We start from the raw sequence: 24,514 nt of genomic DNA on the forward strand, positions 1-24,514 counted from the left end.
TTATGATAAAGTCATGGACTGATACCGTCAACATTAGTACGATTTTGTGAATAAAAAACATTATGGCCATTAAGAAAGCCTTCATGCATTTAATTGCTCATGACATTGATGTGCTTCATGGGAACCGGCTCAAAAATAAAAAAGGCAAACCCCTCCAGGGTTCACCTTTTCATCTTTCATGTATGCGTTATCATTTCAGCGTACACTCATTTTCTTTTCGTCATCATCTCCTATAATAGGATAGATTTGATCGGAAGATTGCCCTTTGGCAGGTTTGACCGTTCCTCTAATCAGAATCGTGGACACGATCGACAAGATGCCAATGATGAGGAAGCCGGTCGTCCTTGAAAACATTTCGATCAAGATCCCGATTAGGACAGGGCCCAAAAACATCCCCCCGGAATAGAGGCTTTGGAACAAGCCCAGTCTCGTGGATTGCTTGATCTCCGGTATGTTTTCGACGGCCCAGGAGGTGACGACCGTAAAGATCAAACCGTATCCAAAGCCTTGAAATGCTTGCAGGAGGAACAGCATGGACAGGCTTTGGGCATAGGGAATCGCGATCACGATCACCCCTTGCAATACCGCACCTATGAACGCCGTTTTCACCAACCCGATCTTTTTGTAAAAAAAGCCTCCGCATAATGCTGCCGCTACCCCATATATGATCAGATGCGTATTGGCCAGCATGCCGATCAGCAAGGGATTTGCGCCCAGGTCCGTTGCTACTAGAGGTGTGAACGTATCCCTTGTTGCAATGGTCACCATCAAGGCAACCGTTGCCAAGGCGGAAATGATCCAGATTTTTTTATCGGTAACTTGCTCGATGAGTATTTTCTTATCGTATTTGACCTTCATTTTAATACTTATATCCTTCGTGAAGCAGGTTAATATCAACGCAAGGATCGCTGCGGCAACAGCGACCAAAAAACTATAACGATAGCCATAACTGTTGGCCACCAGCGCACCGGTCGTCGTTCCCAGGATCGAGCCAATCGGCGATGCGACGCTCAATATCGCGACAGCCTTCGCAGCTTCCTTCACGCCATAATAGGAAGCGAACATGACGTTATAAATCACCCAGGTCGAACCTGTCAGTCCGTCCGAAATCTTCCCGAGATACAAGGTTGTTGCATTTGGGATGAAAAAGGCTAACGTCCACAGGACGATCGTGACCAACAACCCCAATTGGATGAACAATCTCCGTTTATGGAACATATCTGAAAGTATCCCTATTGGAAGTCTGGTCAATAAGGCGACAATCCCCGATATTCCGATTATGCTGCCGATAACGACGGAATCGAACCCGAGATCTTTAGCGTAAGAGGAGATAAATGGATCAAATGCCGAAATGGTGACAAAGAACAACAAGCTAATGATAAAGAATAAAATGGTCTCTTTTCGATTGTTCATTTTATTGGTTCGGTTCATATATTCCATCCTTTCATTCCCCTCCCTTGCCTTCCCTTCGTTCGGAAAGGCGCTCTTTTCTCTCATGATGCCCTAGCCCCCCATCCACCTTAAAGGGGGGCTTGAAGCTTTATGGAGCTTGCCTTATATCATTCATTTCACGACATCCTGACCGTGGCTGATAGTTTATGGCCTTCCAATCCTTCAATTTGGGATTGGTCTTCTGCATGGGAGGCCAGGAATTGAATGCCTTGGCCTGTAATTTCCTGATGGGTCATCACCTTCACATAGCTTCCTGCCCATAATCCGCCCGTATACCTTGCTGCCTTTTGAGTGGGCAGGGTATGGTTCGTGCCGGAAACCTTGTCCGAAAAGACGACGGAGCTGCCTTCGTCGAGGAACAATGATCCATAATTATATAACCTATCCATCAAATCACGGCTTTTTTCAATATGCAGATGCAAATGCTCTATGGCATAGTCATTGCAAATATCGAGGCCTTCCTGCAGCGATTCCGCCAAAATGATTTCGCCTCTTTTTTCCCATGATTCATGAGCGGGCGATGATGGTGAAAAGGATTTCAAAATCCGTGCGACTTCGGTTTCCGTTTCCTTGCCAACCGCCCGGGAAGTCGTAACGAGAATGGCCCGTGCGTAAGGATCGTGTTCTGCCTGGGCAAGCAGATCAGCCGCGATTTTCGTCGGTGATGCGGAATCATCGGCAAATACCATGACCTCGCTCGGTCCTGCAATAAGGTCAATGCCGACCTTCCCGAATACTTGGCGCTTTGCTTCTGCCACGAAGCGGTTTCCTGGCCCTGCGATGATATCCACTTCGGGAATGGATTCCGTTCCATACGCCATCGCTGCAATCGCCTGGGCACCGCCGATGGCGAAAATGTCTGTCGCACCGGATCGAATCAATCCATATAAAACAGCTGGATGGATGCCGCCTTCATAATTGGCCGGGCTACAGGCAACGATTCTTTTTGCCCCGGCCACCTTTGCCGGGGCAACGACCATGGGCCCTGATGACAATAAAGGGAATCTCCCCCCTGGTACGTAAGCACCTACCTTTTCGATCGGGACGATTCGATGCCCCATTTTGATTCCTTCTCCAAAATCCTTTTCGAATGGTGTCAGACAGCTCAGCTGCGCCTTGGCAAATTCACTGACCCTATCCACGACCCGATCGATGAGGGCTTTCACCTCATCTGGCAGCGTCCTCATGCAGCGATCCAGCTCCTCTTCACTTACCCGGACCGGACGATCGGATTGGCCGAATTTCCTTTCGTATTCCTGTACGGCCGCATCTCCGCCCGCTTTTACATGCTCAATAATGGACTTTACCGTTTGTTCTACATCATTTGAAGAGGTCTGCTCCAACGCTTCCGCTTTCTTCATATATTCCATCTCATTTTCCTCCTATTCGTGTCATTACCTGCTGCAGCACAGCCGCTAAAAACCGATCAATCATGATACGCCGGTAAAGTTCCCATCTTCCACTGTCGCTTCAGCATGTTGTTCGGAATCTTGTTCATTCGGCAAATGGATTTGGCGCAATACTTCCATCCCATCAAACAATAACCATTCCTCGAGGATTTTTTCATTGCGGATTTTATAATGGCTGATTCCAGCAATATCGATGGCGTTTCCGCTAGGCGCTCCAAAGTATCCTGTTCCTTCGTGCATCCCTTGGATTCTCCAGCGCACCGCTACATCCCAGTCACTTTCCGAGCCGCGTTTATTGCACGTCACCCGTTCCACGATCACTTTCCCGTTCGGAACGGAGGCAAACAAACTCATGAACATTCCTTGAATTTCACTCGCTCCAATGACATCCTTATTGCAGACATAATGAACGACGGCATTTTCCTCATAATATTGACGAACGAAGTTAAAGGAGCGCCGTGCCCAGATGCGGTTGAATACAAGCTGCATGAACTCCCCGATCTCGAATTCATCAGATGATGGCGTGAAGACCTTTGGCGGGAGCCCCATTTCCGCTGTCTCATTAAAGCCGAATTGAATCGATGGAGCGAGCTTCAGCGTGCTTTTGGCCATTTTTTTAGCCACCTCGACAGGATCCAGGCCAAGCTGTAAAACAAGGTGGTAGGTATCCATCACAAGCCACTCTTCGTGAATTTTATTATTCAAGATCAAACAATCGGCGCTTGTTCTGAACATCACTTTCTTTCCGGTGGCCGGGCCGTATAAGCTATCTCCAAGATTCGTCGCAACCGAACGTCCCCGGTGGGAGGTGAAAAATCCTTCTTCATCATTTCCTGACCAGATTACACTCCATCCCAGTCCTTTCCGATCGGGAAACGCATGCAAGGTTTGCAGCGTGCCTGATATGACTTCGTTAACGCCGTGACTATTGATCAGCCCTTTATGAACGGAGACACTTGTGCTATACGTATCGTAAATCAGGCCGATGTCTTTTTCCTTCCAGATTTGACGCGTGATTTTTACGATATAATCGACGATGTTGTTGTATTCCGGGTCAAAACCGTTCATCCGCTGTTTCTTTTGATACATTTCTTCTATATTTATGTAATCGGAGTCATCCTTCGTATCCAGCATATTCACTTCATCAGCATCCGCATAGAAGATGTAGTTGGGCGATCTCTTGATTGGTTGACTCATTTTCCTTGCTGCCTTTCCTTCTTTTGGAGCCACATTGATTGAACCTGCTTTTTCCTCTTTTACCGCCATTTCGATTGAACCTGAATTTTTTTCTGCCATAGTGGATAACCATCCTTTTTAATAGAGTTATAGCTTCCTTACATTCAACGCAAGATATCTAGACCTTGTAAACGCTTTAAGCTGCTTCGTCTATCTTTTTTTTGCCCACTTTGCAACATTAGGAAAATGTTACATTTGAATACGCATTCAAAATATTGGGTATCATCGAATATAAATAATTTTCTAACTAATGTAAATAAAAAAAATCAAAAGGAGAAACCTCCATTACTCTCCCCCTAAAAGTAAAAAGAAGGCTCCTTTTCGCAGGAATATATATGGCGCCTGAATACCGCATCAAATAAGAAAAATGGGGGGCATGCAGCAATTAAATGGGTTCATCCTCTGTATCTAAAAAGGTTTGCCTTAATACATCTATTCCATCAAATACGATCCATTCTTCAACGATTTTTTCATTGCGAACCTTCAGATGGGTGATTCCAAGAATTTCGATAGGCTTTCCACTCGGCAAACCAAAAGTGCCAATTCCCTCATGAATGCCTTGCAATCTCCATCTTACAGCCACATCCCACTCTTTATTGCCTTCACCTTGATTGCACGTAACTCTTTCCAAGATTACTTTGGCCGTTGGGAACGATGCAAATAAACTAACAAGCAATCCTTGGATTTTATTGTGGCCTACGATATCTTGATCACAAATGTAATGGACCACTGCATGATCTACGTAAAAATCCTTTACATGATTAAATAATCGCAGTTCCCAAATTTTATTGTACATTTCTAAAACAAAATCGCCAATATCGAAACATTCGTGCTTGTTAGTGTATACTTCTGGCATGAATTGACCTTCCATTGCTTCAGGTCTTCCGAAACTAGACTGTTTTTGAGAGGTGCGTGCCAGTTTTTTAGCAATCTCGACCGGATTATATCCCAATTGTTTAACGATATGAAGATAATCCCTTACAAGCCATTCTTCCACAATCCTGTTAGAATGAACAACACAATCTGCAATCACTCTAAATGTTGCCCTTTTACCTGTCGCTGGTCCAAAGCTCGTCGCCCCTAGATTTGTCCCCATTGACATACTGCGGTGAGATGTATAAAAGGAATCCTGATCATTCCCTGACCATATGACTTGTTCCCCGACTACCTTGCGATCTGGAAAAGAATGCTGCATTTGAATGGAACTTGACAGGACATGATTGATGCCATAATGATTAAGTGATCCCGCATGTAAAATCGATTCATTATGGTAGTGGGAATAGATCAAGCCAAAGCCTTTTTCTTCCCAAATGCGGTGGGTGCATTTCACAATATAATCCACAATGTCTACATAGGTTTTATCGAAACCTCTCATGCTTTGTTTCCGTATCGTTTTCTTCGAATATTCGTTATAATCTGCATAGCCTAAACGATTCACTTCTGCATTATCTCCGTAAAAAACCTTGTCATGAAGAACTATATTATTAGGTGTGTTGTTACTATCTAGTGATTCTTTCTTTTCCATCACTTTACTATCATCTACTTTTGTCAATTTTTCACACATCCCCTTACATTTGTTTGGCCCCTGTTTCTTGATTGGCATGAATTTGATTCAAAATATCCATCTCATCAAAAATGATCCATTCTTCTACAAGTTTAATCGCTAGTTTTCAATAGGTTCATAGCTTGGTTGACCAAAGAATGCTCTTCCTTTAACCTTCATTAACGGCACCGCTTTAGGTACAGGTCACCCTTTCAAAATCGGGCGGCAGGATACGAAGCAAAAAAATAGGCCAACATTCACTGGATTCGAGCGTTTTATCGTCAATAAAATGACCGGTAGCGTTATCTCTATAAAAGCTCTTACTTGGTTGAAAGATCGCTGTTCCATGATAAAATCACCCATTTCGAAAGTGCCCGATACACTCTCGGAAGTTTACAGTTCTTTTTGCGGTGATTCTTCCATATCATCTGTGTTCATGTAAATCTGTTTGAGGACATCCAATCCATCAAAGGTCATCCACTCTTCGCCTATTTTGCCGCCAATCACGCGCAGCTGAGTGATACCTAGAATATCAACCGGTTTCCAGCTCGGTTGCCCGAAGCAGCCGATTCCTTCATGAAGTCCCTGGAGACGCCATCTTACAGATACATCCCAAGCATCATGATCATCTCCCGGGTTGCAGGTCACACGGTCCATTAAAAACTTAGCGTTCGGGAATGATGCAAACAGGCTTACGAGCATCCCTTGAATCTGATCGTAGCCACTAAGGTCTTTATCGCAAATATAATGTACCACCGCGTGATCCGCGTAATAGTCAGGTAATTGATTAAACAAACGCCACTCCCAAATCTTATTGTACATATCCTGAATGAACTCACCGATTTCGAATTGAGCGGATTTCGGTTCGAACACAGCAGGCATCAATTGACCATTCATCGTCTCGCTTAAGCCATAGCTTTGCTGAAAGGAATTTGCAGTATTTCTTGCCAGGATTTTTGCCATTTCATGAGGGTCCAGGCCTAGCTGTTGAACAATATGAAGATTATCCCTCACTAACCATTCCTCATAAATCCGATTCGAGTGCACGGCACAATCGACAGTGGTCCTGAAGTTCACCCTTTTCCCAGTCGATGGTCCAAATAGCGAGTCCCCTAAATTCGTTGCAGTCGAATTAATTCGATGGGAGGAATAAAAGCCCTCTTTATCGTTACCAGACCAAACAACGTTTCCTCCTATTAATCTCCTGTCTGGAAACGCATGTAAGGTTTGCAAGGTATTGGAGATGACTGCATTCATTCCTTGAAGATTTAAAGACCCACAGTGCATGGTGACATTATTATGGTACGTTTTATAAATGACACCAATGCCTCGTTCTTCCCAAATTTGGTGAGTGATTTTCATGATGAAATCCACTATGTCCAAGTACTGAGGATCAAAACCATCCATGCTTTGCTTTCGATTCAGCTTTTTCCTATACTCATTAAAATCATGAAACCCCAACCTATTAACTTCTTCGCTATTTCCATAATGGATTTTCCCATTATTGGAATTTAGCACCTTCCTTGTTACAGCTGATTGTACTGAATCTTTTTCCTCGTTCACATCGATGGTTTCTGTGGATTTAGTCATGCGATTAACTCCTCTTCAAGATGATTTGATAGGTTGCACTGGTTTGCTAGCCGAGACGACATCATCTAACGCAGAGGTAATCACATTATTCAATATGACCCCAACGTATTGTGCACCTTTGTCAAATGCCCCATTAGCGGCAGCACCATTACCGGCAACCGTCCCAATCGGCACATCCAGCTCCTTCGCTTTTTCGAAAAGTCCATGGATGACCTTTTGCACTTCAGGGTGACTGGCCCCTTCCACGGAATGGCCCATGCTCACGGAGAGGTCCGTCGAGCCGATGAAGGCTAAGTCGATTCCAGGTACTGTGGCAATGGCTTCGAAGTTGCTGGCTGCCGTTTGCGTTTCAATATGCACAATTATCATAACATTTTCATTACTCTCATCTAAATAAGGTTTTCCACTTTCTTTTCCGTAGCGTGCGGGCCTCGTCGAATACGATACCCCCCTATTTCCATATGGCGGGAATTTGGCCCTGCTCACGACATCAAGCGCCTCTTCCTTTGTATTGACCATCGGTACTTGTACACCTTTTGCACCGCGATCCAAGGCCTTTTGAATACTGGAAGGGTCATAGGAAACCCGGACGATCGGGACAAGCCCGCATGAATCCGCCGTACGGATCATACTCTCAAGCTCGGTGGGACTGAAGGCGCCATGCTCATCATCGATTACGACAAAATCAAAGCCGGCATAGCCGATCATTTCGACTAAGGGCGGTGAATGAATGCCTATAAATGCTCCAAGAACCTGTTCGCCTTGCTTTATTTTTTCCTTTACTTCATTCTTCATCATCTTCCCTCACTTTCTACAAAGCGTATTCATTCCATAACCAAGCCCTCAATAAGGCACTTACTTTTTCTGGCTGCTCTAACGTACTTAAATGACCTGAATGATTCACGATTTCCAGTCTCGCTTCCCGGATATTTTCTTGCAGGAATTCAGACATATGGACAGGGCACACGACGTCTTCCTTTCCTGTCAGAATCATGGTCGGACATTCAATGGAGGAAAGAATGGGGCGCTGGTCAGAGCGAGTCATCACGGCTTTTAACTGATTGATATACCCTGCTTTACCGACTTTCTCAGCCATTTCGATAATCGTTGAGACCAATGCTTCATCATTTCTCCGGTCTGGATGGATCAACACCGGCAGCAGGTGGTTGTGTGTAATATCGAGGAATAGACCGTTATCGGCCATTTCGATGAGCCTCTCCCAGCCTGAGATTTGTTCAGGTTGGGGAGGATATGGATTTGTATCGAGCAACGCTAGCTTTAGGACCCGCTCCGGTGCGATTCGCATGATTTCAAGAGAGATGATGCCGCCCAGTGATAACCCCGCAAGGGCAAACCGATCAGGTGCCTCTTTCAATACCGACTTTGCCATGCCCTCGATCGTATCAGCTTTGGACACATCACATACTTTTACATCTGCAAGATCCGATAGTTTCAGCGATTCCCATAAACGTTCATCACAAAGCGTTCCAGGAAGCAGAATGAGCGGTACCTTTTGCATGCTTATTTTTCACCCATTTTCAATTTATCGGCGATTTCCTTTTCAAGTTCTTCGAAGTTATCCGGTTTAATCATTTTTCCTAATTCATTGGCGTGGAAGCCATATTTAGCAGCATCTTTAATCACTTTTGGCGACCAGTAAGGGTCTTTTCCATCAAATACTTGATGTTGTTCAAGCACGGCAAAGATCCAGGCATCTTCTTCACTGATGTTTTCGAAGCCTCTCCATAAACCTGGCGGCAAGGAAATCAAGTCCCATTGCTCGATGATCGTTTCACCATCAATTTCATCCGGTCCTTTTCCCCAGTAAAAACGCCATTTCCCTGAAAGAGGAAGGAAGGATTCAATATAGTCATGCGTATGGTAAGCGGGTCCGTTGCCTTTCTGGGCCTTCACCATTCCGATTTGAAAACCATGCGGCTCCGTAATCTCCGGTGTGAAGTTATCATTTTCACTTGCTGTATCCCCGATTAATGTATAGTTGAGGCGTTGATGTCCTGGAATGATGCTGTCGATGAACATAAGCGGTATTCCTTTTGCTTTCATTTGATCGAAACGGACGATCCAATTGTTTTCCATTTCCTCATTCGTTACCGCTTTTTTCACTTTTGGCTCTTGTACTGTCATTTTAATTTCCCCTTCCATCTTCGTTATTTTTTAAAATTTCAATTTATTCAAAGCGTAAAGACGGCAAGCTTCAATTCCGTCATTTCCTCCACTGAATATTTAACCCCTTCTTTGCCCGTGCCGCTGTTTTTCACACCGCCATATGGCATATGGTCAACCCTGAATGATGGGATATCATTCACGATGACACCGCCCACTTCCAGCCGCTCGACCGCATCGAACGCTTTTGGCATCGAAGTTGTATACACCCCTGCTTGAAGGCCGTATAAGGAATCATTGACAAGGTCGATGGCTTCATCCCAGGTTTTATAGGCGTTCACTGACACGATTGGCGCAAATGCTTCTTGACAGCTTACTTCCTGTGTTGACCCTGCATTTTTGATAATGGTTGGATGAAGGACTGCATCTGTTCTTTGCCCGCCATAAACGATTTCCGTTCCAGCCATTCTAGCCGATTCAATCCACTTTTCCACACGTTCCGCTTCATTGATATGAATTAGTGCGGAAAGGTCTGTATCTTCGGATTCCGGATCGCCCATTTTAAGCTGCTTCGTCTTTTCAGTGAATTTTTGTAAAAATGCTTCATGTAAATCTTCTTGAACATAAATTCGCTGGATCGAGATGCATACCTGACCGGAATAAGCAAAGGAACCCTCGACACAACGCGCTGCAACGGCATCCAAGTCATCAGCACTGTCTATGATGACAGCTGAATTGGAACCAAGCTCCAATGTCACTTTTTTCAAACCCGCTTTTTCTTTGATTCCCAAACCGACGTCGACACTTCCTGTAAACGTAACCATTTTAATTCTGGGATCAGTGACCAAAACATCGCCGACGACGCTTCCCTTACCTGTGACGACATTGAGAGCTCCTTTAGGCAAGCCTGCTTCTTCAAAGATTTTCGCGGCCATGATTGCGCTTAACGGCGTTTGTGAAGCTGGCTTTAATATGACTGCGTTACCTGCAGCAAACGCAGGGCCCAGCTTATGTGCCGCTAAATTAAACGGAAAGTTAAAGGGTGTGATCGCCGCAATGACGCCAAGCGGTTCACGCTTCGTATAAGCGAAACGGCCTTTGCCGTTTTTAGCGGCATCCATCGGAATCGTTTCACCATGGATCCGTTTTGCTTCCTCCGCCGCAAACTTATACGTCTCGATCGTGCGGAGGATTTCCCCCCTTGCGGCCTTCAATGGCTTGGCATTCTCTTTAGCGAGTATTAATGCACATTCCTCAAGTCTTTCCTGAAATAGTGCGGCTGCGCGTTCCAAAATGGTTGAACGCTCAAGCGCCGTTAGCTTTCTCATTTCCTTCGCACCACGTTCGGCACATTCGATCGCGTTTAAAACGGTTTCCCTTTCTGCCAAAGGAACTTGTGCGATCACCTTACCGGAGAAAGGAGACCGAAGCTCGTAATGATTGTTTCCTTCCAGCCACTCGCCCCCGATGAATAATTTCTTTCTATCAGAATCTGTACCAATCAACTTAGTTTCCCTCCCTTCCTTTAAAGGCGCTTTGATAGATTCCAAGAATCTTTTGTTCATTTAGCTTATAAGGAGTATTCGATAGCAAGCGATCGATTTTAGCAGCTTGTTCCGCCATCATCGGTAATGAGCCTTCATCGATCCCCAGTTCAGATAACGATGTTGGTAAATCCAGATCCTCCAGAAGCTGATACATGTAATCAACAACTGCCTTCAATGCTTGATGCGGTCGTGATTTGTAATCACCCAGCTGTAAAAAGGTCGCTACTTCAATCATTTCTTCCGTACATGTTTTTCCGATTACTTCGAAAACAAATGGCATTAAGAGAGCATTTGCGACTCCATGCTCAATATGGAATGTTCCGCCTAGCGGATAGGCGAGTGCGTGCACCGCCCCAACCCCCGCATTGGCAAGGGCCACTCCCGCAAGCGAGCTTACCCAGCTCATCCCGATCCGCGCCTCTAAGTCACTTCCATTGTGGACAGCTCCCGTAATGTTCGAAGTGAATAGCTTCATCGCCTTTTCAGAGTAAACCTTCGTGAGCGGTGTCGACTTGATGGCGATATACGATTCAATCGCATGGGTAAACGCATCCACCCCTGATGCCGCGGTCACTCGAGGCGGGCAGGAAATGGTCAGCTCCGGATCGATGATGGCTGCATCAGGAAGGAACACTGGACTTACCAGCCCTCTTTTGACTTGCTGCTCTTCATCGCCGAAAATGGCATTCATCGTCACTTCCGAACCTGTTCCGGAGGTTGTCGGCAGAAGGATGCATTTCACCATTCTCGATTTGATCGTTTCCTCCCCATTTAAATAGGGAGCCAAATTGTCTTTTCCGCATAAAGCGGCTGTTGCTTTGGCGACATCCAGCGCACTTCCCCCGCCAATCCCGATGATCAAGTCGCAATTCTCGGCTTGAAGCGTTTCTACGGCATCCTGCAATAGCTGAAACGTTGGCTCGCCGGCAATATTCGTATACGTGACGGTTGGAATGGAAAGCGGTTCAATCAAATCGACCACTCTTTGGACTACGCCTACCTTTTCAAGCCCTTTGTCACTAACGATCGCCACCTTCCTGGAACCAAGCGTTTCTATTTCTTTCACCAATGTTGCAAATGCCCCGGCACCGAATCGGAAAACGGCAGGCATTCGAAAATCATGGCTCATATGATGCCTATATTGATTAATTGACATGTTTCATCCTCCTTTGAATACGTATTCAAAAAAACTCACCAGACGGTCCACCCGCCATCAATCACCAAGGTTTGGCCCGTCATCATATCCGAACTTCGTGATGCCAGATAGAGCACACCTCCGAATAGGTCTTCCGATTTGGCAAGCCTGCCAAGAGGGATCCTCCCCAATACTTCGCGTCTAAAGGCTTCATCTGCAAACATCGGCTTTGTCATCGGTGTCTCTATGAAAGTCGGGGCTATGGCATTGACATTGATTTGATGGGGCGCCCACTCTATTGCCAGCGCTTTCGTAAGCTGGGTGATTCCCCCTTTGCTGGAGGAATAGGCTGCCCGCTTGTAATAGCCGACAAACGCCATTTGCGAGGACATATTGATGATTTTCCCTTTTTTCTGGTTGATCATATACTTGCCTGCTGCTTGACTCGTGAAGAATACACTCTTTAAATTAATGTCCAACACCTTATCCCAATCTTGTGGTGTTAACTCTTCCGCTGGCTTTGCCACATTGATTCCTGCGTTATTTATTAAAATATCGAGCTGACCGAAATGCTTGTAGATTCCATCCATCATCTGTGCCGTGTCTTCCACCTTCGTTAAATCAAAAGGAACGGGTAAAACATTCACACCGATTCGTTCAATTTCATGTGCAGCTTCTTCGAGTTGCTCTTTATTGCGGGCAACTATGGCGATATGGGCCCCGGCCTGCGCAAGGGTTTTGGCCAACTCTTTGCCGATCCCCTTACTTGCGCCGGTTATGATCGCCACTTTACCGTTTAAATGAAATATTTGATTAATGTCCAATCTATCACCCATCTTTATCTCATCGAAGAGATTTTTGTAAATTCCGGAATGAAGCATTTGCCTTTGAATACGTATTCAAAAAATGGGATGCAGTGTTTTAATCGATTACAAACTAAAATATATACAACTTTCCGACTTTTGTAAATAGTTAGATTATTTTTTTACGAAGAAATTTTCAACAAACATACTTGAGGACCACCCCAAAGCCGGTCATGACACTCAGTCTTGTTTTGGGGCGGGTCCCGTTGTACGGCGGATCATCAATTCAGGCTCAAGGAATATTTGGATCGATGCCGCTGCTTCTTCTTCTTTATGTTCAATTAGATATATCAGTTTCTCCAAAGCCGTCAACGACATTTCATCCATTTTTTGCGATATGGTGGTCAGCCCGATGAATTCATTGGAAGCTAGCCTTATATTATCAAACCCGACAACGGACAAATCATCCGGGATTTTCATATCGAGGCTGGAAGCTGCACCTAAAACGGCGAGGGCCATTTGATCGGATGCGGCGATGATTGCTGTCGGCCTGTCTTTTTTCTTCAGCAGTTTTTTCGTGAATGAATAAATTTTATCATAGGAAAATTCACTACTGAAAATCAAATCGTCATCGATTGCATATCCATTGTCCGTAAGCTCTTGTTTATAGCCCATCGTTCGTTCATAAGTCGCTAAGTATTTGGAAGGCCCGGATATTTTCGCAATTTTTTCATGTCCTAATCCCAATAGGTGCTGGACGGCTACCCTCGCCCCTTTATTATTGTCCATGACGATAAAGTTCACATCCTCGATATCCAGGAAGCTATTATATAATAATACCGGAAATCCATTATCATGTAATTTCTTGATTTTTTCAGTATAGTTTTTACTCACACTTGTGAGGATGATTCCGTCCACCCGCTTACCAATCAGCAAATTAATCGCCTGCTCCAGGTTTTCATCTTTATGACCGGTATTGTATACGATTACATCATATTTCAATTGCTGGGCCCTTTCGATGATGACCTCGGCCGTTTCGGCAAAGAACGGATTGGAAATGCTCCCCAATATCAACCCTATCGACTTCGTTCTTTTTTCAACAAGGCTTCGGGCAATTTCATCCCTTGTGAACCCCAGTTCTTCAATGACAGCCAGAACCTTTTCACGGGTATGCTTCTTAATATAGGGATAGTCATTCAACACCCTCGAAACAGTTGACTGTGAAACACCAGCAATTCTTGCCACATCTTCTGTCGTCAATCTTTTCATACTTATAAAATCCTTTCTACGCTTACAAATTGTTATCCTGAAAAACTAAAAACCTAGATATTTTTCAACCTGAACGGTAATCGATTTCCATCTCTTATAATATATCATAATATTACAAATTTTTCTTCCGGTTATGAAATCGGTCCTGGCGTCCGTGAAGCAAAAAAAGGCCCATCGCTAAAATGGGCACAGATCAAACAAGTATGGGTCATTGAAACTTTTCCTTCAAAAAGCGATACAGGCCATCTTCTCTATAGGAATACTCCGTCACTTCATCTGCCTGTTCTTTGACAAGATCAGTGGCGTTTTTCATGGCAATGCAGCGTCCGGCGAATTTAAAGAGCGGAAGGTCATTTTCACCATCACCCACAGCGAGGATATTTTGGGGCTCCACCTGAAAATGCTTCAGCAATATTTGAACGCCCGTTGCTTTCGAAACGCCCTCCACGGTCACTTCCACATTATGATGGGTCGAGGATGCTGTTGTGAAAGCATGCTCCTTCTTGATCCATTCCAGCTCGGCTATCCATTTCTCCATGGTATGGATGTCATTGCTGAAAAAGTAGATTTTGGCGACGCTGTCAGTATCCATTTGTTCCACCCATTTTATTTTCCCTTCCATTGCCTCCTGTCTTGAGAGCCATTCATTCTCCTCGACTGTAGCAGGCTTTTGCACCATTCCTTGTTTAACCATATAGCCTTTATCTTTTTTTAACGTCATTCGTGCTCCGTCGTTCGGATGCACTTCGTAATACATCTCTTCCGCTCCCGCTTTCGCAACCAATCGCTCCACAAGTTGTGGCGGCAGGGCGTGTTCAATGATCTGATTGCCTTCAATGAATGCGGACATCCCATTCGCGGTCACCATGGCATCGACGAGCATATGAGACGGCACAACGTCCTTCAATTCTTCCAGCGTCCTTCCCGTTGCAATGAACACCAGCTTTCCCCTTTCCCTAAGTTCCCCTATGTACTGGATCAGTGTTTCGTTCACCGTATTGATTTCGTTCAATGTCGTGCCATCCAAATCCAGCACGATTGCTTCAATCGTCATCTACATCACCTCAGAATTGATCATGAAATGCCAACAGCCCACTCTCATATAGATCATAGGCTGCTGGTTTCGTTCCATTATTTTTCTTCATAAATCAGTATAACATGTTAGGATAATCCTAACAGCTTCATCACACTTAGAATCAGGAGACCGACTACGCCGAAGTCGGAATCACCGAATGTCGTTCCTTCAAATCCTACATCCCCCAGGAAGACGAGGAGGATCGCCGGCAGGAAGCTAATGATGATACCGTTGGCAAATGATCCGAGCATCGCCCCGCGCCTGCCGCCTGTGGCATTTCCGAACACACCCGCTGCCGCCCCGGTAAAGAAATGGGGAACGAGTCCCGGAACGATGACCTTCAGTCCGATTACCGGAAGAAGGAACATCGACAATAACCCAGCTATAAAGCTGAATAGGAACCCAATGATCACGGCATTCGGTGCGAATGGAAAGATGGTCGGACAATCCAGCGCAGGTTTTGTGTTTGGCGCGACTTTATCCGCGATCCCCTTGAAGGCTGGGACGATCTCGGCAATCAGCATCCGTACCCCTGCAAGAATGATGTAGACGCCGGCTGCAAATGTGATTGCCTGGATGAAAGAAAATACGATGAAGTTCGAGCCGCCGGATAATTTTGTTTCGATATAATCCTGCCCGGCAAACAATGCGACGATCACGAAGAAAATCGTCATGGTTAGGGAGACAGCGACCGATGTGTCCCTCAAGAATCCCAACGATTTAGGCACTTTGATTTGCTCCGTCGTTCTTTCCTTGTTGCCAAACCATTTTCCGACGGTTGCAGAAACGAAATATCCAATCGTCCCGAAGTGGCCGATGGCAAAATCATCGCTTCCGGTGATTTTCCGCACGTATGGCTGAAGGAGCGCAGGGAACAACACCATGCATGCCCCCAACAGAATGGAACCGACCAAGATGAGCGCAACGCCGTCAAGCCCGCCGACCGATAGGGTGACAGCAAGTAAACAAGCCATGAATAAGGTATGGTGTCCCGTCAAGAATATATATTTAAATGGCGTGAAGCGTGCTAGTAAAACATTGACGACCATCCCAAAAACCATGATCAAGGCAGTCGAAGTCCCAAAATCACTTTGTGCCGCGGCAACAATGGCTTCGTTATTCGGGATGACGCCTTGAACATTAAAGGCATGATCGAACATTTGGCTGAATATATCAAGGGCGCCGATGAGTACGGCCGCACCCGCTCCAATGATGATGAAGCCCATAACGGTTTTTAGCGTTCCAGATACAACATCCGCAGCAGCTTTCCGTTGTAACAGCAAGCCGACTAGCGCAAACAGCCCGACCAGTATCGATGGTGTACCCAAGATGTCATTCATGATAAGCTCCAGCATTGCCTCTCCCCCTCTTCTTTATCTTTTCTTCTTATAGATGTGAAGCTAATTTCGATGTAATTTCAGGAATGCTCATCATGTTTTCCAGGGTGACGATCGTACGCGTCCCATCATCCAGCTGACCGACAATATCCGCAGCACCGAGGAATATATCCGCCTGAATCGTTTTGGCCGATGCCAGATCCGTATGATCCACTTCCGCCGCCTTCCCCATTTCCGTTAACGCCTTTTTCACATTCATCTCCATGATGAAGCTGCTGCCCAATCCGTTCCCGCATACTACCATGATTTTTTTCATATCAATCTCTCCTTTTATCCGATATGGACTTCCAATTTAGATTTGATTTCCGGAATGCTCATCATGTTTTCCAATGTGACGATCGTACGCGTCCCATCATCCAGCTGACCGACAATATCCGCGGCACCGAGGAATATATCCGCCTGAACCGTTTTGGCCGATGCCAGATCCGTATGATCCACCTCCGCCGTCTTCCCCATTTCCGTCAATGCCTTTTTCACATTCATCTCCATGATGAAGCTGCTGCCCAATCCGTTCCCGCATACTACCATGATTTTTTTCATTCCGCTTCCTCCTTCGAATATTTATGAACGTACTCCATAAGGATCTCTTTGTCTGAAGTTCGCAGGATTTCTTCAATATTGGCTGGTTCATTCAATAATTGAGTGAGCTGGATCAATGCGCGCAAATGGGAATCGTTATCCACCGCAGCCAAAATGATGATCAAGCGTACCGGTTTATCCGGCGCAAAGTCGACGGCTTCATCCAACTTCAATAAGCTCATCGATAAGGACCGGACTCCCTGCTCCGGCCGTGCATGGGGAATGGCCACCCCGGGAGTGATGACTACATAAGGACCATTCGTTTCTATCGCCTCGATCATGGCATCCACATATCGATCTTCGACGGTTCCCAGATCCACGAGAGGCTTAGCCGCTACCTGAATGCCTTCCTTCCAATCGGAAACGTGCGGCTGTAATTGAATGGTTTGCATATTGAGCAGTTCTTCTAACACAGGCTTCTCTGCCTCCTTTAATGAAAATTGAGTAATTTTTGGTGTACGATCATACATCTTCGACTGCAGTGCCTTTTCAAGCTGATCCTGTTCATGGATGGTGGCATACTTGGAGATGAGCTTCAATAATGCTGCAACATCGACACTTTCCGCCGTATATCCGTACAGCTGCTGCATAACCTGCTGGCGCAATGTATGCTTATCCTGCATTTCCAGAATGGGCGGCACGACGAATAATGTCGCGTTCGTCCGCATATGGACGGTTGAAAAGACAAGGTCATATGAGAGTGTGTAATCGGCCGCAGCTCGAACGGACAGAACATCCAGGAACAAAATGTCGGGAAACAGCTCCCTCAATGTATAAATGAGGATATTGCTGATACCGATACCATTCGGACAAACGACTATCGCTCTTTTTCGATCATCCAATGTCGTTCCTTGCCTGCGCAGCCAGCCGCCAAAATAGATCGTGAAGTAGGCCACTTCCTCTTCCGATACCGGACAATCCAGCTCCTTCTCCAGCACCCACATCGACTTCTTTGTCAAATGATGCAGCTCAGGATATACCTTCTGGACCCGGCCGGTCATCGGATTCATTTGCGGGAGACCGTACCGCAGGCGATGATATGCCGGTTTAAAATGAACATATAGTTGTTGGCATAGCTGCTCTTTGTCTTTCAGGTGAACAAAAGCCAACCTTTCAAACTCTTCCACGATCTCCTCCAATAGCTGTTGAATGATCTCATCATCCTTTAGAGGCGATATGTCCTTCGTACGATTCATGCTTAATAAATGTAAAGTCGCATATAGGTTTTCCGTTTCACTCCATGCCGATTGAAAGGCATCCGTTTTGGTCATTTCCTCGACCATTTTGTACTCGTCAGTCGTAACAAATGGCTCCCAGCTTGGGTCTGCCAATAACGCTTCCCCTTTTCCAATGAGCTGATCGGTGCATAAAAACAAATACGTCAGTTCATGGAGCCGTTCATCGGTGAAGGTGATGCCCAATTCACGCTCGATTTTTTCAAGCTGCGACCGAATGGCGATGATCCGGCTTTCGTATCGACCCCAGATGCACTCCATGATCGGCTCGCGATTCGGGCTGTTCAGCACATCATGCACCAGATGTTCGATGACATATCGTTTAACCCGGCTTTCTCCCTTCACCACATATCCTTCTTGCTTCGAATACTGGATTTTAAGCGCCTTGTCTCTATGTATTTCCTTTAACCGCTTTAAATCCTTCAACACCGTATTCCGTGATATTCCGGTAAGTGACTGGAAATGGTAGACGGACAGTTCCTCCTCGCTTAACAAAATCAGCAGGTAAAAAACTCTTTCTCTATCCATCTCTGAAAATATATAATTGCGTTTTGTCAGCTTAACATTCAATTCTTCATCCTTGATTGTTCCAGAAAAGGAATAACCCGTTTCACGGCTGAATTGAATCGGCTCATAACCTTGAAATTGCAGCCAATCATTCGCTTTAGTCAGGGCATATTGAATTTGCCTTCTCGTCAAACCGGTTTGTGCTTCAAGCTCTTTCATTTTCGAAATCGGCGAATGCTGCAATAGCCTTAATAAATGGGCGCTTCTTTCATCTAAAAACATGCTCATTCCCTCTCCCTTCCTCTACAATATCTCACTTCTCATTAGAAATGAACGGTTTCTGAGTTCGTTTGTTGTCACATCGACTGCACAATATTATACTCTACATTTTTTTGTGCACAATCCTGCAACCATGCTTAAGGCAACGAAGTCATCCGTTCGAGGGCTGAGTACGTCCACTCAAAAATAAAAAAAGGTTTCGGAGTGACCGAAACCTTTTGTCTACTAGACAGTCATACTCTCATACTCCATGTCCAGACGGTTTTTTCATGAATAATGAAAGCACCACATTAACGCCGGCAAGCAGTAAACTGACTTTAAATACAAGTGATGATCCCGTAGCAGCAGCTGCTGGCAGGTCATTTGCGAAATCAGTCAGATAGCTGCTTTGCTTCGCAGAGAAAAGCGATATCATGACTGCAATGCCTATGGCCCCCGATACTTGCTGGGAGGTTTGCGTGATCGCGATACCATCTGGATAGAATTGTCTTGGCAAGGCATTCAATGTATTCGTTTGGACGGAAGCAAGGACCATGCCAATGCCAAGCATCATCACGATATGCGTGACTGCCACGATCCAAAGTGCCGTTTCCGTTCCGTACATGGCATATAGCCCATATCCGATCGCAACCAATATCGTCCCAGGCATAATGATGGCACGAGGGCCATATTTATCGAATAGCCGCCCGATGATCGGCGCGAATACGCAGTTTAACAAACTGCCTGGCAGCATGATCAAGCCAGTGGCGAACGCCGAGACGATTAACGCCATTTGCATATACATCGGCAGCACAACAAGCATCGATAACATGTTGAAGAACGTAATCATGTTCATCACAAGTCCCAGCACGAAGAGTGGGTACTTGAATGCCTGTAAATTCAACAGCGGGTTTTCCATCTTCGTTTGACGGAACGCAAACAAAACGAGTGCGATGATCCCAACGATGATTGTGCCCATGACCGTCGTATTCGCCCAGCCGAGATCGCCGCCTGCGCTTACCCCGTACACAATACCGCCAAAGCCTATCGTCGATAACACAACCGACAAGAAATCAATTGTAACCGTTCGGATTTCATTAACATTCGGAATGAAAATATAGCCAAAAATAAGCGAAAATAATAAAAACGGTAGCGTAAACCAGAAGATGAAATGCCACGATAACGTATCCAAAATCATCCCCGCCAAGGTAGGACCGAAGGCTGGACCCGCTAAGATGACCAATCCCATGATCCCCATTGCCCCTCCACGTTTATGCGGCGGGAAAATCGTGAAGATGACATTTTGCGTCAACGGCAAAATGATCGCCAGTCCAGCTGCCTGTATCACACGTGCCGCCAATAGCACACTAAACTCTGGTGCGACAGCCGCGACAATCGTACCGACAATTGAAAAAAATAAAGACGCCATGAACATTTGGCGTGTTGTAAACTTTTGCATTAAAATTCCTGTTACCGGCACTAAAATGCCGAGTGTCAAAAAGTAGCCTGTAGCCAGCCACTGGATGGTCGTCGCATCTACATCAAAAATATGGCTTAATTCACCCAATGCGATGTTCAATGCGGTTTCACTGAATAGCCCGACAAACCCCGCGACTAAAAGAGCCGCCATTATCGGCCCTGTTTTTACCTGTTTATTCACTTTTTAAAAACTCCCTCAATATATTTGATAGCCATCGCAAACCCGATGTCTCTGAACACATCTGCAAAAGCTTCTTACATTTCCCGAAAAAAAATCGTTGCAGGACCTCGGCAACGATTTGTACCCATAGCCGAAAGCCTCCTCCTTCTCTTTGTACCAACCGGTCTATTTGCAACTATACCAAAAAAAATTCTCTGGATGTAAGTACTTTTTTCTCTTCTAATTAACGAATTCACATTTTGGACACACTTTTATCAGTGCATGTTCTTTTTACCGGAAGACTAGTGCTCTCTTTCACTGGATCGGAGCTTTATTCGCGAGTTTGACGACTTTACTCGCTAATTCGGTACATTTACTCCCCAATGTAGCCCTTCTCGCGAATTTGGCTTTTACACATATTTTAGTGGGATTTCTTGTTCATTCATTGACAATTTGTATACATAAGTATACAGTTAGAACAAGAAAAAACATGTATACGTTTGTATACAGAAAGAGGAATGCTATGAGAGATGAAAAAATGAAGGATCTAAAAAAAGATGGACATCACAAAGGAAAAGGACATGGCTCACACCATCGCGGCCCAAAAACGTTTCGCCGCGGACGGGCTCTCGCTTTTTTAGAGATGATGAAGCTTAAACGTTCAACCATTAAGGAACAGTTAGACAAACCAGAGTTTCAATCCATTAATCAAATCTTAGTCGGTGAATTAAAAGCCATCGATATGTTAATCAACGAATTTACACAATTATTTGAAATACAAGAAGGTGAAGAAAAGGAAGCTATCAATCACAATGAGGAAGGAATGGTTCAGAATGAAACAAATTAACCACTATATCGATTCAGTTTTTCATACCCAAGATGAGGTTTTGGAAGAAGTCGTGGCTGCGATAAAAGATAACGGGATGCCTTCCATATCGGTATCTCCTTCATCAGGGAAGTTCCTAACCATGCTTGTATCCATATCAGGTGCGAAACATGTACTGGAAATAGGTGCTCTTGGAGGCTATAGCGGGATTTGCCTGGCCAGGGGCTTCGGCAGCGAAGGGAAATTAACGTCCCTTGAATTAAAGGAAAATTACGCAGCCTTGGCACAAAGCCATCTATCAAAAGCTGGCTTTGGCGATCAAGTAACGTATATGACCGGAGAGGCACTGCCAAGCCTTGAACAACTTGTTCGTGATAACAGGAAATTTGATTTTTTCTTTATAGATGCTGACAAGGACAATTATGAAAATTACCTTCACCATTGCATAGAGCTGGCAGAACCGGGTGCTTTAATCGTCATGGATAATGTCCTTGTCGGAGGCAGTGTCGCAGATCAGGAAGCTGAACCTAAGCATTATACTGAATTCATGAAGAAATTCAATGAATCTGTCGCCAATCATCCTCGCTTGGAGTCATTACTCATTCCACTTGGTGACGGGCTGACCATTTCAAAAGTAAAGTAAAGCTGCTTCGTTCACGATTATATCGATCAAACTTCCCGATTTATCGCTCAATCTTACGAAGTGAGGAAGAAAAATAAAAGGAATTTCATTTTCCTTGAATGAAAATGATTTTTATTATCAATAATAAAAAAGAAGAAGGGCAACCAGTTGATGGTTACCCCCCGAGGTTTTAAACTCCTGGATCAAATGTTTTGCAATCCGTTTCTTTACTATTTGATGCATGATTCCCTTTATGACTCACTACATAAATAGCTTCAGCATTACATTTGTTTCCAGAATGCCAATGTACACAGTTGTTTACCTCACATAGAACATCTTTAGCCATCGTATTACACCTCCTCATTTGTTATCATTAACAAATTTGGGGGTATTGATACTTTCCTTTTTTAGGTTATCTCATTTTTTCAGGCTGATTGTTTCAGTAGTTCGGCTTGCGGGATTTTCCAGAGCTCGCGCCATTTTTTCAGGGCGGAGATGAGAATGACCAAGCCGAGGCATAGCATGATGATCGACAATGCTCCATTCAGGATGCTGAAGCCTGCAGCGTCCGGGTTCAAGTATACGTTTTTCACCATCCAGTATCCTGCTACATTAACCGTTACATATAGGTAGGCGAGGGGCACGAGGCATGTCCACATATACCAGCGCTTGTCGGCGATTTTCAAGACGACGGTCGCCCCGATGATGAGGCCGATCGAAGCCATGAGCTGGTTGGATACGCCAAATAGTGCCCAGATCGATCCGATGTCCCCGGAATAGAGCAGATAGCCCCAGATGAAGCAGGCTAATGCACTGGCGAAGATGTTGCCGGGCAGCCAATCGACTTTCTTCAATGGTTTATAGAACTCGCCGAAGAAGTCCTGGATCAAGTAGCGGGCCACACGTGTCCCCGAGTCGATCGCGGTTAATATGAACACCGCCTCGAACATGATGACGAATTGGAAGAAAAACGAAGCCAATTTTTCAAAGAAGGGAATCTCCGTGAAAATATAGGTCATTCCGACAGCAAGGGTTACGGCCCCGCCTGTCCGTCCTTCAAGGTTAATGCCGATTTCTTCGCTTAGCTCATTAAGGTGCACTTTTTCCATGCCTAATGTTTGAAAGACCTCAGGTGAAGAGTTAATGGCAAAATAATCACCTGGCTGCAGGGAGACTGCCGCAATCAATGCCATGATGGCCACGACACATTCCACAAGCATCGCCCCGAAACCGACGGATTTGATATCACTCCAGCGGTTCAGCATTTTTGGCGTTGTACCGGAGCCGACAAATGCATGGAATCCTGAAATCGCCCCACAGGCAATCGTGATTGAAATGAATGGCCACACAGGACCGGCGACAATCGGGCCTCCGCCATTGACGAATTCGGTGAATGCCGGAAATTGGATCTCTGGATTCACCACGAACACGCCGATGATCAAAGCGGCAAACACACCAATTTTCATGAAGGTGCTTAAATAATCGCGCGGTGCAAGCAGCAGCCACACAGGCAATGCCGCTGCAAAGAAAGCATAAATCGGCAAAATGAGGGCCAGCGTGCTTGCTTCGAGTGTCAATAGTTCACCAAGGGCCGTTCCTTGAATGTTCGGACCAAGCAAGATCCCAGCCATGATGAGCGCGAAGCCGACAATGGTCGCGCCTTTCAAATTGCCTGTTTTTTTATGGTACAGCCCGACTCCCATGGCGATGGGAATCGTGATCCCGACAGCAAACGTTCCCCATGGGTTATTTTCCAATGCATGCAGGACGACCATAGAAAGTCCTGCCATCGTAATGGTGATGATAAAAAGCATGGCAAGTCCTGTACAGAAGCCTGCGACCGGTCCAAGTTCTTCCTTGGCCACTTCCGATAGCGATTTTCCGTCTTTGCGCATGGAAGCGAAAAGCACTACGGCGTCATGGACCGCTCCGCCGATGACGGCTCCGATCAATAGCCATAACAAACTTGGCAAATAGCCAAATTGTGCAGCAAGGATCGGACCGACGAGCGGACCTGCCGCTGCGATGGCGGCAAAGTGATGGCCGAATGCCACCCATTTATTGGTCGGAACATAATCTTTTCCATCTTCCAATGCGTGAGCCGGAGTCGGCTTGGAATCATCCAGCTTCAGTACTTTCCGTGCTATGAATGTCCCGTATAAACGGTAAGCGATCATTAATATACAAATCGAGCCTATGACGATTGAAACCGCATTCATTTTGAAAACCCCCTCTATTTCTTACATCGTAGACTGATGATATCACGAT

23 protein-coding genes are annotated in these 24,514 nt (G+C 45.4%); 2 read left to right on the top strand and 21 right to left on the bottom strand.

The window, feature by feature from the left end; all coding sequences use genetic code 11:
* Positions 1 to 195: 195 nt before the first annotated feature.
* The 19 genes from AS888_RS03665 to AS888_RS03750 form a co-directional block, all read right to left on the bottom strand.
* Positions 196 to 1,497, bottom strand: a complete 1,302-nt coding sequence (locus AS888_RS03665; protein WP_061140824.1) for an MFS transporter — start codon at positions 1,495 to 1,497, stop codon at positions 196 to 198.
* A 71-nt stretch (positions 1,498 to 1,568) separates the two neighbouring features.
* Positions 1,569 to 2,822: a histidinol dehydrogenase gene (gene hisD / locus AS888_RS03670; protein WP_061140825.1), complete on the bottom strand. Its 1,254-nt coding sequence runs from the start codon at positions 2,820 to 2,822 to the stop codon at positions 1,569 to 1,571.
* Positions 2,823 to 2,882: 60 nt separating this feature from the next.
* Positions 2,883 to 4,157, bottom strand: coding sequence for an ester cyclase (locus tag AS888_RS03675; protein WP_061140826.1), 1,275 nt, complete (start codon positions 4,155 to 4,157; stop codon positions 2,883 to 2,885).
* A gap of 325 nt (positions 4,158 to 4,482) precedes the next feature.
* Positions 4,483 to 5,649, bottom strand: coding sequence for an ester cyclase (locus tag AS888_RS03680; RefSeq protein WP_221408559.1), 1,167 nt, complete (start codon positions 5,647 to 5,649; stop codon positions 4,483 to 4,485).
* 195 nt (positions 5,650 to 5,844) lie between these two features.
* A complete protein-coding gene (locus AS888_RS25475) occupies positions 5,845 to 5,988 on the bottom strand; it encodes a hypothetical protein (RefSeq protein WP_155645368.1) in 144 nt (47 codons plus the stop codon).
* A gap of 45 nt (positions 5,989 to 6,033) precedes the next feature.
* On the bottom strand, positions 6,034 to 7,230 hold the full coding sequence (locus AS888_RS03685; protein WP_081092294.1) for an ester cyclase: 1,197 nt from the start codon (positions 7,228 to 7,230) through the stop codon (positions 6,034 to 6,036).
* A 15-nt stretch (positions 7,231 to 7,245) separates the two neighbouring features.
* A complete protein-coding gene (locus AS888_RS03690; RefSeq protein WP_061140827.1) occupies positions 7,246 to 8,025 on the bottom strand; it encodes an HpcH/HpaI aldolase family protein in 780 nt (259 codons plus the stop codon).
* 16 nt (positions 8,026 to 8,041) lie between these two features.
* Positions 8,042 to 8,749 (bottom strand): alpha/beta fold hydrolase, encoded by a 708-nt coding sequence (locus AS888_RS03695; protein WP_061140828.1) that lies wholly within the window; start codon positions 8,747 to 8,749, stop codon positions 8,042 to 8,044.
* 2 nt (positions 8,750 to 8,751) lie between these two features.
* Positions 8,752 to 9,375: a cupin domain-containing protein gene (locus AS888_RS03700; RefSeq protein ID WP_061140829.1), complete on the bottom strand. Its 624-nt coding sequence runs from the start codon at positions 9,373 to 9,375 to the stop codon at positions 8,752 to 8,754.
* Between the two features lie 47 nt (positions 9,376 to 9,422).
* Positions 9,423 to 10,856, bottom strand: a complete 1,434-nt coding sequence (locus tag AS888_RS03705; protein ID WP_061141058.1) for an aldehyde dehydrogenase family protein — start codon at positions 10,854 to 10,856, stop codon at positions 9,423 to 9,425.
* A 4-nt stretch (positions 10,857 to 10,860) separates the two neighbouring features.
* A complete protein-coding gene (locus AS888_RS03710) occupies positions 10,861 to 12,057 on the bottom strand; it encodes an iron-containing alcohol dehydrogenase (RefSeq protein ID WP_061140830.1) in 1,197 nt (398 codons plus the stop codon).
* Positions 12,058 to 12,092: 35 nt separating this feature from the next.
* Complete coding sequence (locus tag AS888_RS03715; RefSeq protein WP_061140831.1) at positions 12,093 to 12,872, bottom strand: SDR family NAD(P)-dependent oxidoreductase; 780 nt, start codon at positions 12,870 to 12,872, stop codon at positions 12,093 to 12,095.
* Positions 12,873 to 13,079: 207 nt separating this feature from the next.
* Positions 13,080 to 14,108 (bottom strand): LacI family DNA-binding transcriptional regulator, encoded by a 1,029-nt coding sequence (locus AS888_RS03720; RefSeq protein ID WP_061140832.1) that lies wholly within the window; start codon positions 14,106 to 14,108, stop codon positions 13,080 to 13,082.
* A gap of 208 nt (positions 14,109 to 14,316) precedes the next feature.
* Complete coding sequence (locus AS888_RS03725) at positions 14,317 to 15,162, bottom strand: Cof-type HAD-IIB family hydrolase (RefSeq protein WP_061140833.1); 846 nt, start codon at positions 15,160 to 15,162, stop codon at positions 14,317 to 14,319.
* Between the two features lie 107 nt (positions 15,163 to 15,269).
* Positions 15,270 to 16,538, bottom strand: coding sequence for a PTS ascorbate transporter subunit IIC (locus tag AS888_RS03730; protein WP_061140834.1), 1,269 nt, complete (start codon positions 16,536 to 16,538; stop codon positions 15,270 to 15,272).
* A 31-nt stretch (positions 16,539 to 16,569) separates the two neighbouring features.
* Complete coding sequence (locus AS888_RS03735) at positions 16,570 to 16,836, bottom strand: PTS sugar transporter subunit IIB (protein WP_061140835.1); 267 nt, start codon at positions 16,834 to 16,836, stop codon at positions 16,570 to 16,572.
* Between the two features lie 14 nt (positions 16,837 to 16,850).
* The gene (locus tag AS888_RS03740; protein ID WP_061140836.1) at positions 16,851 to 17,120 is read right to left on the bottom strand and encodes a PTS sugar transporter subunit IIB; all 270 of its coding nucleotides are present in this window, start codon (positions 17,118 to 17,120) and stop codon (positions 16,851 to 16,853) included.
* Positions 17,117 to 19,189 carry a BglG family transcription antiterminator gene (locus AS888_RS03745; protein WP_260320105.1) on the bottom strand — a complete coding sequence of 691 codons (2,073 nt, stop codon included), beginning with the start codon at positions 19,187 to 19,189 and terminating at the stop codon, positions 17,117 to 17,119. Before AS888_RS03745 ends, AS888_RS03740 begins: the two co-directional genes overlap by 4 nt.
* A 232-nt stretch (positions 19,190 to 19,421) precedes the next feature.
* Positions 19,422 to 20,819 carry a DHA2 family efflux MFS transporter permease subunit gene (locus AS888_RS03750; RefSeq protein WP_081092296.1) on the bottom strand — a complete coding sequence of 466 codons (1,398 nt, stop codon included), beginning with the start codon at positions 20,817 to 20,819 and terminating at the stop codon, positions 19,422 to 19,424.
* A gap of 502 nt (positions 20,820 to 21,321) precedes the next feature.
* Between AS888_RS03750 and AS888_RS03755 the strand changes: the two genes are divergently transcribed.
* On the top strand, positions 21,322 to 21,645 hold the full coding sequence (locus tag AS888_RS03755; RefSeq protein ID WP_061140837.1) for a hypothetical protein: 324 nt from the start codon (positions 21,322 to 21,324) through the stop codon (positions 21,643 to 21,645).
* The gene (locus AS888_RS03760) at positions 21,632 to 22,267 is read left to right on the top strand and encodes an O-methyltransferase (protein ID WP_061140838.1); all 636 of its coding nucleotides are present in this window, start codon (positions 21,632 to 21,634) and stop codon (positions 22,265 to 22,267) included. The genes AS888_RS03755 and AS888_RS03760 overlap by 14 nt, the downstream gene beginning before the upstream one ends.
* 169 nt (positions 22,268 to 22,436) lie before the next feature.
* Here AS888_RS03760 and AS888_RS24865 read toward each other — a convergent pair whose 3' ends face one another.
* Positions 22,437 to 22,592, bottom strand: coding sequence for a DUF1540 domain-containing protein (locus AS888_RS24865; protein WP_064505156.1), 156 nt, complete (start codon positions 22,590 to 22,592; stop codon positions 22,437 to 22,439).
* Positions 22,593 to 22,671: 79 nt separating this feature from the next.
* Positions 22,672 to 24,465 (bottom strand): carbon starvation protein CstA, encoded by a 1,794-nt coding sequence (cstA, locus tag AS888_RS03765; RefSeq protein WP_061140839.1) that lies wholly within the window; start codon positions 24,463 to 24,465, stop codon positions 22,672 to 22,674.
* Between the last annotated feature and the right edge of the window lie 49 nt (positions 24,466 to 24,514).

It is taken from the genome of Peribacillus simplex (genome assembly GCF_001542915.1).
Classification (GTDB): Bacteria; Bacillota; Bacilli; order Bacillales; family DSM-1321; genus Peribacillus; species Peribacillus simplex_B.